This window comes from Psychrobacillus sp. FSL K6-2836, from assembly GCF_038003085.1.
Lineage (GTDB): Bacteria > Bacillota > Bacilli > Bacillales_A > Planococcaceae > Psychrobacillus.
This window is the reverse complement of the sequence record NZ_JBBOOM010000001.1, coordinates 2,983,682-2,999,648: the sequence shown is the minus strand read 5'-3', so window position 1 is coordinate 2,999,648 and position 15,967 is coordinate 2,983,682. Positions and strand designations below refer to the sequence as shown.

General features: G+C 37.0%; 10 protein-coding genes and 1 riboswitch. All 10 genes read right to left on the bottom strand.

What is annotated here, in order from left to right; genetic code table 11:
* Nucleotides 1-27: 27 nt before the first annotated feature.
* Nucleotides 28-2,139 carry a FapA family protein gene (locus MKY37_RS14320; RefSeq protein ID WP_340778150.1) on the bottom strand — a complete coding sequence of 704 codons (2,112 nt, stop codon included), beginning with the start codon at nucleotides 2,137-2,139 and terminating at the stop codon, nucleotides 28-30.
* A 166-nt stretch (nucleotides 2,140-2,305) separates the two neighbouring features.
* A complete protein-coding gene (locus MKY37_RS14315; RefSeq protein WP_340778148.1) occupies nucleotides 2,306-4,333 on the bottom strand; it encodes a PAS domain S-box protein in 2,028 nt (675 codons plus the stop codon).
* Between the two features lie 471 nt (nucleotides 4,334-4,804).
* Nucleotides 4,805-5,125: a hypothetical protein gene (locus MKY37_RS14310; protein ID WP_340778146.1), complete on the bottom strand. Its 321-nt coding sequence runs from the start codon at nucleotides 5,123-5,125 to the stop codon at nucleotides 4,805-4,807.
* Between the two features lie 113 nt (nucleotides 5,126-5,238).
* Nucleotides 5,239-5,844, bottom strand: coding sequence for a TetR/AcrR family transcriptional regulator (locus tag MKY37_RS14305; RefSeq protein WP_340778145.1), 606 nt, complete (start codon nucleotides 5,842-5,844; stop codon nucleotides 5,239-5,241).
* Nucleotides 5,845-6,057: 213 nt separating this feature from the next.
* Nucleotides 6,058-9,498 (bottom strand): methionine synthase, encoded by a 3,441-nt coding sequence (gene metH, locus MKY37_RS14300; protein WP_340778143.1) that lies wholly within the window; start codon nucleotides 9,496-9,498, stop codon nucleotides 6,058-6,060.
* Entirely contained in the window at nucleotides 9,479-11,338 is a 1,860-nt protein-coding gene (locus MKY37_RS14295; protein ID WP_340779942.1) for a bifunctional homocysteine S-methyltransferase/methylenetetrahydrofolate reductase, read from the bottom strand. Before MKY37_RS14295 ends, metH begins: the two co-directional genes overlap by 20 nt.
* Nucleotides 11,339-11,410: 72 nt before the next feature.
* Nucleotides 11,411-11,519: riboswitch (SAM riboswitch) on the bottom strand.
* A gap of 301 nt (nucleotides 11,520-11,820) precedes the next feature.
* Nucleotides 11,821-12,642, bottom strand: coding sequence for a nuclease-related domain-containing protein (locus MKY37_RS14290; RefSeq protein ID WP_340778141.1), 822 nt, complete (start codon nucleotides 12,640-12,642; stop codon nucleotides 11,821-11,823).
* 242 nt (nucleotides 12,643-12,884) lie between these two features.
* On the bottom strand, nucleotides 12,885-14,276 hold the full coding sequence (locus MKY37_RS14285; protein ID WP_340778139.1) for a protoporphyrinogen oxidase: 1,392 nt from the start codon (nucleotides 14,274-14,276) through the stop codon (nucleotides 12,885-12,887).
* 558 nt (nucleotides 14,277-14,834) lie between these two features.
* Nucleotides 14,835-15,266 (bottom strand): hypothetical protein, encoded by a 432-nt coding sequence (locus tag MKY37_RS14280; protein WP_340778137.1) that lies wholly within the window; start codon nucleotides 15,264-15,266, stop codon nucleotides 14,835-14,837.
* 66 nt (nucleotides 15,267-15,332) lie between these two features.
* Nucleotides 15,333-15,959 carry an arylformamidase gene (gene kynB / locus MKY37_RS14275; RefSeq protein ID WP_340778136.1) on the bottom strand — a complete coding sequence of 209 codons (627 nt, stop codon included), beginning with the start codon at nucleotides 15,957-15,959 and terminating at the stop codon, nucleotides 15,333-15,335.
* Nucleotides 15,960-15,967: the final 8 nt, after the last annotated feature.

Genomic DNA, 15,967 nt, shown 5'->3' with positions numbered 1-15,967 from the left:
TTTAGCTCAACTCTATTATGCGAACTACTAATATAACTGTAGATTTCCCTCAGCATCTATAAAGGCTGCAATCTTCGCTGTACCTTGACTAAAGGTATGCATACGTCTACCTATTTGGATTACAGTATCCACATGTGCATAATTAATGTATATTTTCCCGTTTATAGGGACGGAAATAGTCGTTTTACCACCATTTTCGGAACCAACTTCATTAAGAACAATATCATTTCCTGCTGAAATCATCCCTCCACGGCAAACACCTTTAATAATCACATTATGATCTGCATGCAGCGAACAATGATACACACCCTGGCCAAATATATGAATGTTCCCACTTGAATATAAAGTAGAATTAATACCATACGGTAATTCTATTGTCGCATTTGGTTCTGGAGGTAAAAAGTATATTTCATATATTTCCCTTGCACTCTCTATAAGCGACTCCAAAGCTTTCAACTGAATATTTTGATCTCTTGATACGGTTATAAAATATTCTTTCAACTTAACGGATAACGATTTCCAATCTCTATCCAAATTCTGTTCATTTTGCTCGATTATGTCACAAAATCTTATTACTAAGTCACGAAAATCCCCGTACTTTTTTTCTAATAATAAGCGTATTAAATATGAAATTTTCATAGTTTCTTCTTCTGGCTTGTTTTGTTGACGAATCATTAGTATTTGATTGATTGCCCCTAGAATATGATCTAAATACGTCAATAACTCCGACAAAACTTGAGTCAATGAAGCGATAATATGGTTAACCTTACCCACTGATAATTCAGAGGAAAACACATTTTGTTCTACTCTCATGAAATGCCCTGATTGTATAACTGCTCTATTGACGGTACCTTTTATATAAACTCTTCCTTCTGCTTCAACAAACATAGAATCCAGTACATTGCCATTTATGCGTATATCTCCTTGGAACCGAATATTCCCGCTTTCTAAACTTACGTCTCCCGTATGAACATACTCTTTAATAACATCAATTTTTACTAATTTTCCCCTTGTTTCAATAGAAGGTCTGCCTGCCGTAAGAGCTACTATTTGGTTATCTTTTTGTTCCACATGTTTTCCTATCTTCAGAACCACTTCGTGTACGGGCTTTGAAGGTACTATAGTTCCAAATAAATCAGAGCCATGTTTTCCGGCAATAGCCAGTATCTTTTTGGCAATAATTTGACCAACTTCTACCGCTAGAATAGATTGACCTTCTCTATAATCAATTTTCTCTGAATGAAGTATATCCTTATCATCCACCTTATTATCTTCCCATCCATCAATTAGTATTTCTATATCTCCATCCAATCCTTCTATTGGAGAAATACCTTTTGCTATAATTGCCTCTCCTACTCCATCAATTAACATATCACGGATAGAAGGATATATAATACCTCTTTCAATTTTAAGGGATTTCAACTTTTGCAATACCTCATCTAATCTAATATCTATAAAGGAAGACTCTGTTTCTTTTGCGCTAATAACAAGATGTTCTTGAGGACCTGTCTCTTCCAACTCCCGTACTATCTTCTTTCCTGGCTTGATCGAAAGAGTGGCCATCATGTTATTATCTTTTATATCAATCCAAAAACTACTTGGAATAACTTCATTCTCTAAAACAACCTGAACTTTATCTGTGCTTGTAACAATTTGTGGTTTTACCAAACGTTCACCATTTACTAACACTTTCACTTTTCCGTCCGCTTCGATGATTGGTAGTCTTTGATCATTTTCCTGTATATACACTTTATTGTTTTGTATCCAGGCACCAAATGTAATCTCGCTGTGTAAGGCTCCCGAATCTTTTTTTGGAAGAGTTGGAACAATTGCTTCCTCTCGTTCCTGCTCTGGCATATCGTAGTCTATAACTTTATCAATTAGTTTATCCAATTCCCTATCGTTGATAGCAAAAACAGAATTTTCTTCCTCTCTTTTTGCTTTAGTTAAAATAACATTGGAATTTACCTTTGTAATACTAACTTCCGCTAAACGTTTCCTTAAACCAAATAAACTTTTCGAAGGTGATTTTACAACTTGAACATTAATATCCTCGGTCGTACATTGCAAAATATTAAGAGCCGTTTGAACAGCTTCCTCGATAGTTTCTGCTTTTATAGTAATAGAATTTTGTAACATATCAATTAAACCTCCCTTCCACCTAATAAAATAGGAATAAAAACGCAGTTACAATATACCTACTTACACATTCACTAGTGAGTCTAAAGACTATGTAATTACACAATAACACATCATTCATTTTATTTCGATATTTTATTTTATATTTTTTGAATATATATTCTATTCAAACTTCTTTGTATAGAACGAATCTATTCCTCCCATTTTCCTTTGCAGTGTACAATGCTTTATCCGCATTTACCATCAATGTATCCATATCTGTACCGTCACTTGGATAAAGAGCAATACCGATACTTGAAGTCGTCTTAAAAGAATGTCCATCAATTATCCATTCGCGCTGTAAACTCTCCAATATTTCTTTCGCGCAGATTTTAGCTTTTTCCCCACTCTCAATATCAAGTAACAGGGCCGTGAATTCATCCCCTCCTTGTCGAGCGAGCATATCACTATCACGTAAGCAGGCACTCACTCTCTCACCAAATAATTTTAATAATTCATCACCAATTGAATGTCCAAGATTGTCATTAACCCTTTTAAATTTATCTATGTCCATATACAATAATGCGAATTTCTGATTTTTTCTGTTCGCTTCCTTGATGACTTGCTGCATCTTCTGCCCGAACAGCCTTCTATTCGGTAAACCTGTTAAACCATCATGGAAAGCCATAGATTTTAGTTTTTCTTGTAATTTTTTTCTTTCTTCAATATCACGAGAAACAACTAGCAGGAATGGTTTGCCATGTTCTTCATCAATACAATAGGTTGCTTTCGCTTCCACCCATAGCCATCCTTTTGTTTTATGTTTTACCCTAAACTCTGCTGCAACAGATTCTGTTCTGTTTAATAATGACTTAAAACGGGGAATAATTTGAGCAAAGTCTTCAGAATGTACTTGCTCCCTTGCTTTTGTGCCTTGTAATTCTTCTATTGGAAATCCTAAAACAGGTTGAAAAGAAGGGGAAATATACTTTAATATTCCATTCTCATCAATGAGAGAAACTAAATCGGTCATATTTTCTGCTATTAATCGGTATTTTTCTTCACTACGTATTAAAGAATCTAATAGCCTTTTTCTTTCCGTAATATCCCTATATATTACTTGTATGGCCGGCTCATCTTCATATTCTATTCCTAAAATTGTCGCTTCTACTAAAATGGTTGAACTATCTGCCCGCAACATTGTCTGTACTATAGTTTTTTTAGGAAAGTATTTATCTATTTTAGACATTCGAATACTCTCTCTGACGGTTTCCTGGGAGTTAATATGAGTAAAATCCAGTATATGGCGATTCAGTAACTCGCTAGGATGATAGTATCCAAACAATTTAGTCCCGGCTTCATTTATATAACGAATCACGCCTTGACTGTGTACGCAAATTGCTTCTGGAGATACGTTTAATAAAGACTTATATCGATTTTTACTATCTCTTAGATCGGACTCCATTTTTTTTCTTTCTGTTATGTCACGAGAAATATCTAAAAATCCAACTACTTTTTCTTCTCCATTCAAGAGAGGAGATATGGTTATGCTCATATCAATTGAAGTGCCGTCTTTTTTTATACAATCTACTTCCAAACCTCGAGTATATTCTCCTAGTATTGCCTTTTCACGTCTTTCTTTTACTGCATCCAAGCGACTCTTTGGTATCGTTGGCAGCTTTTTTCCGATAAGCTCTTTCTTATTCCATCCATACATTACCTCGAAGGCAGGATTAACTAACATGACATTTCCATTTATATCGATAATGTCAATAGCATCCGCTGAGGAATTAAAGATTGAAATAAATTTTTCGGATGTCTCTTGTAATGTCAATCTCGTTTGAGTAAGTTCTGTTTCATCTTTTGCTACAACCATGACACCAACAGTTTTGCCCTCTTCCAACATTGGAACATTTTTAACCTGTAAATAAAGAACACTTCCGTTTTTATGATATGCACTTGCCTGATAGGCACAAGTTTCGCCGTTCCATGATTTATCCATTAATGTTTTTAAACTATAGTCTGTACTTGGTATTATTATATTTGGATAATATAAATTCAACATTTCTTCAGCCGAATAACCATATATATTAGCAGTTGCGCTATTACTATCTAAGACTTTTCCATTTTCATCTAACAAGAAAATAGCATCTGGATTATTACTGATTATAGATCGATAGACATCATTAGAAATATTATTAAACAATCTTTTCATATTTTTTTCCTTTCAAGAAGATTAATAGATAAATTAATTTATCTTTTGATCCACCTAAGATTAATATTGTTACTAAAAAAAAGAAGATTAATTTACCTAAAAAGGTAGTGTGTGGTTTTTGTAAATGAGGATTACGTTGAGGATTTCCAGTTTTAACCTCTTCCGGTTGAGGGAGGATGAAATTATTACTTTACGGTGGGAAATAGCCCTCTTGTTTTAATTAAGCTGAAAATATAACAACCCTGCCGGAATATTTAATCATTTATTTATATCATTGTCTAGTTTAATTTCCTTCTTCTTTGCAATTGAAATATAGCATTCAAAAGTAACTAATAAGTCCTTTTCAATATTCCCAAACAGGACTTAAGGTTCTGTTTTAGGTATAGGTATTTTATATTATAACTACCCACATTATACGTTTCTAAACATCATATCCAAGCAGACTACCTCAACTCGAGATATTATAAATGACTAAGAAAAAGATGCTAAGAAAGTCGAAGCATCTGAAGTAGATTTAGACAAGAAATAAACCACTGCTGAGGAAAAATTAATATAATTCCATTTTAAAAAAGCTAGTATTTTCACAATAGCTAGCTTCAGACTGTAGACAAACTCAATTTTTGGTGCATAGAGTTGTATACTAAAATCGGCAAGGACCACCACTTCGCTTTCCGTGGGCTTGGCTTCAGCCTCCTCGTCACTGCGTTCCTGCGGGGTCTTCTGCTCAAGCTGTTCCCACAGGAGTCTTCGTGGTGGTCCTTGCCTTATAAACAACTCCTTAAAGGTTTCCACTATATATACTTTTATTTAGATAAAGCAACCTCATTAAAGATATTTATTATTACTCATAGCAGTTTATAAAAATACTTTTGTCGTCAAGCTAAAGCCAGCTATTTTCACAATAGCTAGCTTTTCTTATTGAATCGAAATGAAATGGAATTGGTTTTAAATATTTCTAACAGATTATCTGCGATTTCCTCTGGTGTTTGTATACAACCACCGTTTATCCATTCCAGAATAACGCCGTAAGAACCGTACATTTTATACGTATTAAAGTGCTCTAGCACAATACCCTCATTTGCTTCATTTAAATATGTGATTCCTTCGAAAACTTCTTTAAACTTCAAAAAGAATTTTTCTTTAAATCTAGGAATGGTATCTTCCAAGCTTAATAAACTATAAAATTCTCTATTAACATAAAAATGCCTAAAAAAAGCATTAGATGAAGGTAAGATGAGGTCATATTCAACAACCTTCGTGTTTATAAAAGGTTGATGAAATGCCGTTTCTAACTCTGCCAAAGTTTCGGCAACTAATTCTTCGGCTATGTCTTCCTTATCTTTAAAATGTAAATAGAATGTGCTTCTATTATAGTCAGCCTTCTCCACGATATCCGTGACCGTTACATTTTTATATCCTTTTTCTTTCACTAGTTGGATAAAATGCCCCTTCAGGAGATTTTTTGTTCTCCGAATTCTTCGATCTCCCATCGAATGATTTTCTAAATTCATGAGCAATCCCCCTTGTTTTTTTATACATAGTGAAAATTATACATGATTAGTCACCCTTGAACCAAACTCTTTTAAGTTCGTGCATCTTTTGTTATCAAGTGACTAATCGATTATTCTACCCGATTAAACTATTTGACCGATGTTGAGTATTATTCAACCAATTCGCCATTTTATTTCATCAAAAAAACACTGCCGATATGGCAGTGTTTCATTTTAGTCTACGACAAAATATCTTGCGTCTGGGTGCGCAAATACGATTGCAGACACAGAGGCTTCTGGTTCCATCATGAATTCTTCGGTAAGCTGGACTCCGATATCTTCAGGTTTTATAAGACCAAACAGTTTTGCTTGGTCATCTAAATTCGGGCATGCTGGATAGCCGAATGAAAAGCGTTGACCTTGGTATTTTGCAGCAAAACGGTCGCGCATTGTGAAATCCGTCGCATCTGGGAATCCCCATTGGTCTCTAATTTCTTGATGAATACGTTCGGCAAATCCCTCAGCTAATTCTAGCGCAGTCGCCTGCAGTGCGTGGCTTTCTAAAAATTTGCCTTGGTCTTTTAGTTTAGCCGATTCAGCACGAACTCCATGTCCAGCAGTTACTAGCATCAACGCAACATAGTCCATTTCCCCACTGTCCACAGACTTTAAATAATCTGCTAAACAAAGAAATGGCAGGGCAGATTGGCGTGGGAATGTGAATCGCTCGATTTCTGTTTTTGCGTCGGTTGGGTCATAGATAATTACATCATCTCCATCCGATTGCGCAGGGAAAAATTGATATACCCCTTGTGGCTTCAAAATATCCGATTGTAAGTATCCTGTAACTAATTCATGTAACCCGGTTGCACGCTCGTCACCTTCTGCTAATAATTTATCGCTATATCCCTTTAGTCCTAAATGATGACCTATTAGCGTTCGCATATTCACATATGGATGCAAATGGGAAACCGAGTAATCTTTTAAAATATGTCTTCGAACATCCTTTGGTACGTATACTTGAACATCCTCACGTACGGTTTTAACCGGTTTTTCTAAAACAGCAACCGCCTGCTTGGCTGAGCGATTAGCTTCTGCAATTTTTCGTTTTTCCTGTTGAACATCAAGTTCTACTAATAAAATCTCTTTATCCGCTTCATTTTGCAAACGATTAGCTAGGTCGAGTCCCTGCATCGCATCTTTCGCGTATAGAACGGGACCATCATATTCAGCAGAAATTTTTGTTTCTGTAAAACGACGAGAAAGCGCTGCTCCACCTACAAGTATAGGTACATCAATACCCGCTTCTTTAAAATCCTGCGCAGTAATTACCATTTGCTGTGCTGATTTTACAAGCAGTCCCGAAAGTCCAATCATATCGGGCTTTTCCTTCCGAATAACTTCTATTAAAGTGGCTGGAGTTACTTTAATGCCGACATCGATTACTTTATATCCATTGTTACTTAATATTATATCTACTAGGTTTTTTCCAATATCATGCACATCGCCTTTAACAGTCGCAAGGACAATTTTACCTTTACCTGAATCATCCTCTTTTTTCTCCATGAACTGCTCCAAGTATGCAACAGAAGCTTTCATCACACCAGCACTTTGAAGCACCTCTGCAACTATTAGCTGATTGTCATTAAACAGTCTCCCTACCTCGGCCATGCCCTTCATCAATGGACCATTAATGACATCTAGTGGTGCATCATACATTTGAAGAGCAGCTTCTAGATCCGGGATAAGCCCTTCCTTCGTTCCTTCAATAACATAATAGGCAAGACGTTCTGGTACAGTTTTCGGAATATCATCTTCCGTCTTTTCTTTCTTTTTGTCACGGTAAAAATCGGTGAAATCAGCCAGTGTTTGATCAGTCGTTGTAAATAATAGCTCATTTGCCATGTCAATTTCCTGTTTAGGAATAGAAGCATACCTTTCAAGCTTTTCTGTATTTACAATTGCGTAATCCAGACCAGCCTGCGTACAGTTGTATAAATAGACAGCATTCAATACTTCACGACCAACTGGCGGAAGACCAAATGATACATTACTGACACCTAAAACAGTCAATGCTCGTGGTAATTTTTCTTTTATTAGCCGGATACCTTCAATTGTCTCTACTGCCGATCCGATATATTGTTGGTCTCCTGTTCCAACCGGGAATACAAGTGGGTCAAAAATTATATCCTCTGGCGCAAGTCCCCATTTATTTACTAATAAATCATATGAACGCTCTGCGATTTCAAGCTTCCGCTGCCTTGTAACCGCCATACCTATCTCATCGATTGTTCCAACTACTACTGCCGCACCGTACTTTTTCACTAGAGGCATTACCGCTTCAAATCGCTCTTCACCATCCTCTAAATTAATAGAATTGATAATTGTTTTTCCTTGGGAATATTTAAGTGCTGCTTCGATTACCTTTTCATCGGTCGAATCAATAACAAGAGGAACTTTAACTTTTTTTACTACTTCTTTCATGAAGTTAGTCATGTCCTCTAGCTCATCACGGTCAGGATTCGCTAGGCAAATATCAATTACATGAGCCCCACCTTTAACCTGTGCTCGCGCAATTTCAGATGCTTCTTCAAACTTTTCATCTATGATTAAACGTTTAAACTTTCGAGATCCTATTACATTTGTACGCTCCCCTATGAATAACGGACGCATCGATTCATCGTATTGAAGGGGTTCTATTCCGGATACTACATGCCCTTGTCGACCCGACTCTGCCGGTTTTCGTGGAGCAAGGTCTTGTACTGCTTCTCGGACTGCTCGAATATGAGCAGGGGTCGTTCCACAGCATCCACCAACAACATTCAACCAACCTTTTTCAGCAAAGCCACGGAGCTTTTTGGAGAGCGATTCTGGAGATTCATGGTAATGCCCTTCTTCATCTGGTAAGCCGGCATTTGGATAACAGCTAACATAGCCGTCCGATAGCTCAGATAATGTGCGGATGTGATCCGTCATAAATTCAGGTCCTGTCGCACAATTCAAGCCAACAGAAAGTGGTTTTATATGTTCAATCGAAATATAAAATGCTTCAATACTTTGGCCTGCAAGTGTCGTCCCCATTGGTTCGATGGTTCCTGAAATCATAATTGGAAGATCTTTTTTCAATTCCTCAAATGCCTGTTTTATACCGATTGTTGCGGCTTTTACATTCAGCATATCCTGGCTTGTTTCCAAAAGGATAACATCTACGCCGCCTTCTATTAAAGCCTTTGCTTGTGCATAAAAATCGTGCGTAAGTTCATCAAATGTGATTCCACCAGTGACTGACAATGTTTTTGTCGTCGGTCCAATTGCCCCCGCTACAAACCGAGGCCAATCAGATGTAGAAAATTCCTCTGCACAGTTTTTAGCAAGCTCGGCTGCACGAAAGTTGATATCATGGGCTTGATCACCAAGATCATATTCATTTAACACGACTGGCGTCCCACCAAATGTATTCGTACAAATAATATCAGCGCCAGCCTCTAAATATTCACGATGGACTTGTTCAATTACACTTGGCTTGAAGACATTTAAATACTCATTACAGCCGTCGTAATCTTCGCCTCCAAAGTCTTCTGGACTAAGATCTGCATTTTGTATCATCGTTCCCATCGCACCATCGATAATTAGTATTCTCTTTTGGAGTTGCTGCTCAATTAGATGTTTGGACATAGCTGAATTCTCTCTCTTTCTTACGATCAATTTCTTGAATATAATGAATTAACTCGAGGGACATATCATATCGGAAAAATGGTGTAATAATATAAATGCCGTTAAATAGTTCTGCTGCTGTATCGATTAATTCCTTCGATATTTGAATACCTTCTGCAGTAGCACGCTCTCTATCTTCTCCACATAAACGCATCCGTTCCAGCACTTCTTCGGACAATTTAATGCCAGGCACTTCATTGTGGAGGAACTCAGAATTACGACTATTGGTCAATGGCATAATGCCGATGAAAATAGGCGTCGATAAATGCTTCGTTGCTTCATATATTTCATGCATTTTTTCTTTTGAATATACAGGCTGCGTGATGAAATAATCAGCCCCACATTCGATTTTCTTCTCAAGTCGCTTCACTGCACGCTCAAGCACACGAACATTTGGGTTAAACGCAGCTGCTACTGAGAAATTAGCTTTTTTACGAAGTGATTTTCCAGAGAAAGAAATACCTTCGTTTAATTGTTTGATTAGCTGCAGCAACTCTAAGCTCGAAACATCATAAACACTTGTTGCTCCAGGGAAATCCCCAATTTTCGTTGGGTCCCCAGTTACCGCAAGAATATCATGAATGCCTAGCGCATCCAGCCCCATCAAATGAGATTGAAGACCGATTAAGTTACGGTCACGGCATGTAATATGAGCGAGGGGACGAATTTTTTTTTCATACTTTAACATAGAACCCATTGCCATATTGCTAATACGTGGGGAGGCCAATGAATTGTCCGCCATCGTCACTGCATCAATTCCAGCGGCATATAGCTGTTCCGCACCTTCCATGAAAGTAGCTGTATCTAGGTGACGAGGAGTATCTAATTCCACAATAATCGTCCGTTCGGTTTTAACTTTTTCATGAAGGGGCTGTGTGTTAGTCGGTTTGGCGTCTTGAATAATAATTGGCTTTTTCAACTCTACAACTTTACTCGTAATTGGTGCTAAATGCCCAATATGTTTTTTTACTGCTTCTATATGCTTTGGCGTCGTCCCGCAGCAGCCCCCTATTAGTCGGACTCCTGCATCCCTCAGGTATAACGCAGCTTTACCAAAATATTCAGCATCGGACTCATAGACAATCCGTCCTTCATCTATATCAAGCAGACTCGCATTCGGATAAGCAGATAGGAACGCTTTTTCCGGAAGCTTTACTCCTTCTAATGCTTGAATCGTATGATGGGGACCTAGTCGACAGTTGACTCCAACTATGTTCGCCCCAATTGCTTCAAGCTGAAGCAGAGCATCATTAAGTGGTAAACCATTTTGCAAAATACCGGGCTCATGCATGGATACTTGGGCAATGATTGGAATATCTGTATGTGAGCGAAGATGCGTTATAGTAGTCTTTAATTCTTCCAAGTCATAATACGTTTCGAGTAATAATCCATCTGGATCTCCTGCTAACAGCTGGATTGCCTGCTGATCGAGTGATTGGATAATCTCCTGAAGCGAGGCATCACTTTTCCGAATTCCTCGAATGCCCCCAATCGTACCGAGGACAAATTGGTTGCCCGGTGCAGCAGCTCTTTTAGCAATTTGGATAGCCGCTTCATTTATTTCTTTCACTTGGTTTTCTAAGCCATAGCGAGCAAGCTTGATGGCATTCGCTCCATACGTATTCGTTTGAATAATATCTGCTCCAGCTGCAATATAATCCTGATGTATCTTCTCAATAATTTCCGGCTTTTGAATATTCAATTCCTCATTGCAATAATCGATTCCATACGAATAAAGTAACGTACCCATTGCCCCATCCGCTGTCAGTATAGATGTCTGTAACCCCTCTAATAAACCCATATTGTATCCATCCTCTCCATATAAAAAAGCCTTCCATGAAAAGAAGGCTTTACGAGTATGCAAGATACCACCTTCTCATCTTTCAGACTTTGCAAAGTCTGCTGGATTTAGCACCTGACCAATTAATTGGCTGGTTGCTGAAGCATCATAGGGCCAGTCCCTTAGCTTCTCTTGATAAGAATTTCATTTATTCAATTTTCTAATTAGACATATCGTACCTTTATTCAACTAAAGCGTCAAGACATGTTTTGAATTTTCTATACTTTTTGACTTATGTTTATCGCATTCAAGTGATTTTCCTGTATATTCTAGTGATTCTGTTCTGGATTCTAGTGATTCTTCGCTACATTCTAGTGATTCTTCTCTACATTCTAGCGATTCTTCGCCACATTCTAGCGATTCTTTGCTACATTCTAGTGATTCTTCTCTACATTCTAGCGATTCACTCTTTTTCTATCTTTCTCAGTATATGCACAGTTGCTTTACCATATCCATTTATACTTGGTGTTCCTGGATGTTCCAATCTTGGTTAGATTCATTGAATGCAGGATTCTGTGCGCAATATAATTTGACTCTAGATGAAGAAATGTTCTGCATTGTTTATTCGTAATAGTATCACTAATCAGCATAAACCAATCCCTAATAGCTTTTTCATGTGCGAATTTATCGAAATGACCACAGCGAGCGCAAGTCCAACCACTTTTTCTTTTTACCATTCCATGAAAATTACAGTTTTCACAGCGGACTCCGCTTTTCAGGTCTTCAGGTTTAATTCCCCAGCGTGCACACATTGGAAAGGGAATATAGGTTTGTTGGTCGACTTTTATTTTTTCACTAAATTTTTGCATCTCATTCGAATTAAAATATACATTTTCACGAGGAAGATTGCGCAAATAGACAGGAATGGTTTGTGGAAGAATAGCACTATGTTTTTTCGGGGGTTCAATCACTCTTACTTTCGGATTGCTAAGAACGATCACTCCGTGTATGGGGATAGTCAATGCTTGATCTCCTAGCCATTCTTCCAGTAAATAAATATTCCGGGATAATTGAATTTCTGGGCTTTCAAATACATCTATTTTCCCATCATTTGTTTCACGCTCTAACAATGCAGGGTTTTGTTTGAAAAATAACTTACCACTTATATTTTTACTTTCAAGAATTACTAAAAAAAAGGGAGTAAGAAAGATTGCATCCATTTGAAATTTACCGTTTGAATTCAACCCTACATTTTCAACGAATAAGTACTCAAAAGGAAATGTATATTTTGCAAACACCTCACTTATTCTTCGTTCTCCTTGCAAACCAGCTTTTGCCCCCTTTGCTTTTGCAATAATTATTTCCTTTTGTGCATGTGTATCATTTCATCGTTCCCCTAACACTTGTAAACCAATTAAATTATATTCGCAAGAATCCATATTTTTAAGCATACAATCACCTCCATCTGCATCGTAGCACAACAAAAGAAATTGTAAATTTCACCAAATATGCAACTATTCCACTTTCCCCATAAAAAAGGACCAAAATTGAATTTTGGTCCAAAAACTTACTCAACTATTGAATTTATAATATTTTCCGCAGTTTCTTTACCGTTCTTAATACAAGCGACAATTCCAACCCCATAATAAGAACAGCCAGCCAGCACTACGTTTGGCATTGCGTCAGTCATTTTAGCTGTTAATGACTGAATCGCCTCACCGTGTGCTAAATGATAGTTTGGCATTTGGTCGTTCCATTTTGTTACTTCAATCACCTCAGGCTTGCCCGTTAATTTCAAGCTCATTTCAATGTCTTGGAGCGCAACTTTTACTAGCTCATCCTCCGTCATATCCTTCATGCTCTCGAAGACTGGACTTGAGCTCTTATAGAACATTCGAACAAGTAATTGATTGTCCTTTGATGTATGTGTCCATTTGCGGCTTGTCCACGTGCATGCATTACATTTCACATCACTATTTTCGGATACGATAAAACCAGTACCCTCTGCAGGGAGTTGCTCGTCAGGTATATCAAAACCAAGATATACGCTAATAAGAGATGAATTTTTAAGGCTGTTGAAATCAGTATCTAACTCTTCGTCCTGAAGAATTACCTGAGCTACATGATGAGGAGTAGCGAGCACTACACTATCTGCTTCAATCGTTTCTCCATTAGCCAATAAAACCAGATAGCGGTTATCCTTCTTTTCCACTTTCTTCGTTGCCACACCTTTAATAATCGTTGTTTCACTCAGCACTTCCTCTAAACGATCGATAAGTGTAGAAAGCCCATGTCGGAAAGAGATAAACTTCTTATTTGCTGCTGCAAGGAATTTGGCTTTATTTTCTTCAAAACCTTTAATAATACTTCCGTATTTATTTTTATAATCAATCAAATAAGGCAGTGTTGTAGCGATAGTTAGCTTATTTAAATCGCCAGAATACACACCAGATAACACAGGTACAATTTGTTTTTCAACTAATTCTTTCCCTAAGAAATATTCTAAAAATGACCCCACGGAGCTTTCTTTCGTAAAGGTTTCATTTCGCAATTCCAAATCCTTTAATGCTTCTTTTTTCCCCGCTTCTGATACTAACGTACTGCTATTTAACGACTCGATGCTTGTGGGAATACCGAATACAGTGTCTGCGGGAATCGCATGTAATTCATTGTTTGTGTAAATGTATGAAATGCCCGTAGAGTTATACACTTTTTCATCTTCAAGCTTAAGCTCTTCAATCAACTCTGAGATGGCTTCGTTTCTTGCAACGATTGAATCCGCACCAACCTCAATTATGAAGTCGTTCTGCTTCACGGTATGAATCTTACCACCTAAATACTCATTCGCTTCAACTAATACTAACTCTATATCTAAAGACTTTTCGTTTTTAAGTTTTTGCAAATAATGCATTGTAGAAAGCCCTGTAATTCCCCCACCAATAACCACTATTTTTTTCAACGTAACCACTCCTTATTTCAATTCATACAACTAGTATAAGTGTTTTTTAAAATATCGGATATGATTTACCTCACTGTTAAAAGGAATTGTGAAGAAATAGAGAAGTTAGCACTAAATTGAAGTAGGTACGCAGAGGACTAAAAAAGGACCTTTTATAAGGTCCTTTCAGCTTGACGACAAAAGTATTTTTATAAACTGCTATGAGTAATAATAAATATCTTTAAAGAGGTTGCTTTATCTAAATAAAAGTATATATAGTGGAAACCTTTAAGGAGTTGTTTATAAGGCAAGGACCACCACGAAGAATCCTGTGGGAACAGCTTGAGCAGAAGACCCGCAGGAACGCAGTGACGAGGAGGCAAAAGCCAAGCCCACGGAAAGCGAAGTGGTGGTCCTTGCCGATTTTAGTATACAACTCTATGCACCAAAAATTGAGTTGTATACAGTCTGAAAGGACCTTTTATAAGGTCCTTTTCTTAAGAGGCAATGAAGAAATCAAAATCCAATTTTCTTACTTCATATTGTATAGCTTTATATCAGTCAACAACTTGCATTATACTAACTCACACTTTCCGTAGAGGAGGTGTTACTTTTTAAGCTATCTAACAGAACGTAGCCAAATATTACCCCAGCTATAGACGTGAATATTGTATCCCCTAACATGAGAAATGATTTTGAAAATAATAAATTTGTTCCGAAAGAAATAATAAGAAGTGGAATTGTTGCTATATAGAAAGACGGAATTCCAATTACTATGATCTTCATCCAATCAAAGGACCATTTCTTTTTGTCTCTTATTTCTATTATCAATTTAGGTAATCGTAATAATAACCCTATAAAAACGGGGTAAATACTTATAAATATATAATAAGGTTTCATATCAAATACGATTGCTGATTTTTCTCTTAATCTCACTTGATATTCCATTCCAATATAAAAGATAATTCCAATAACTACTGTGGAACAGAAAATAAATAAAAACCTTTTCATTCTAACTCCTCCTTTTAAAATAGAAAAGGATAGACTAGCATATTAAAGTGCTATCTATCCTTGTTATTAAATTTTTCTCAGCACTGCTCGTATGGGACTCCCATCTGCCCCTTCAATTTTCAGAGGTAAAGCTATTAAATCATAATCACCAGGTTCCACATTTTCTAGCAAGAGATTTTCTATAATATGCACATCATTTTTAAACAGTGAATGATGTGCTAATAGTTCCTTACTTTCTATACTATCAACTGATGGTTGGTCCGTTCCAATTAGAAAAATACCATTCTCCTTTAAAAAAGGTCCGATATTTTCTTTCAATATATTTATCTGTGTAGGAAACTTTTCGGGAGAAGCAGTATTCACCGTTTTTAAAAGCAAACGCTCCACACCTCTTAGGTCAAATCCTTCTAATTCTTCCCTGCCAATTTCGGAAGCCCCAACAACACTCACCACTTTTGCATGTCCAATATACATATTCACATCAAGCTTATCTAATGTTTTCCCTTCACTGGCATAATGAAATGGTGCGTCTGCATGAGTTCCAGTATGCAAACTTGCTTTTATTGTCCCGACATTTGCAGCACCACCCTCTTCTTTTGTAGCGGTTAGTTCAAATTCAAACAGAGTATCCCCTGGCCATGTCGCTATTCTAGTCGAGATAGTTTGTGTAATATCAATCCATTCATTTTTCATATTCATTC

Bases quoted from the DNA above. Each gene is read 5' to 3' on its own strand.
- kynB (WP_340778136.1), bottom strand. From the start codon at position 15,959: ATGAAAAATGAATGGATTGATATTACACAAACTATCTCGACTAGAATA.
- MKY37_RS14295 (WP_340779942.1), bottom strand. From the start codon at position 11,338: ATGGGTTTATTAGAGGGGTTACAGACATCTATACTGACAGCGGATGGG.
- MKY37_RS14305 (WP_340778145.1), bottom strand. From the start codon at position 5,844: ATGAATTTAGAAAATCATTCGATGGGAGATCGAAGAATTCGGAGAACA.
- metH (WP_340778143.1), bottom strand. From the start codon at position 9,498: ATGTCCAAACATCTAATTGAGCAGCAACTCCAAAAGAGAATACTAATT.
- MKY37_RS14315 (WP_340778148.1), bottom strand. From the start codon at position 4,333: ATGAAAAGATTGTTTAATAATATTTCTAATGATGTCTATCGATCTATA.
- MKY37_RS14280 (WP_340778137.1), bottom strand. From the start codon at position 15,266: ATGAAAAGGTTTTTATTTATTTTCTGTTCCACAGTAGTTATTGGAATT.
- MKY37_RS14320 (WP_340778150.1), bottom strand. From the start codon at position 2,139: ATGTTACAAAATTCTATTACTATAAAAGCAGAAACTATCGAGGAAGCT.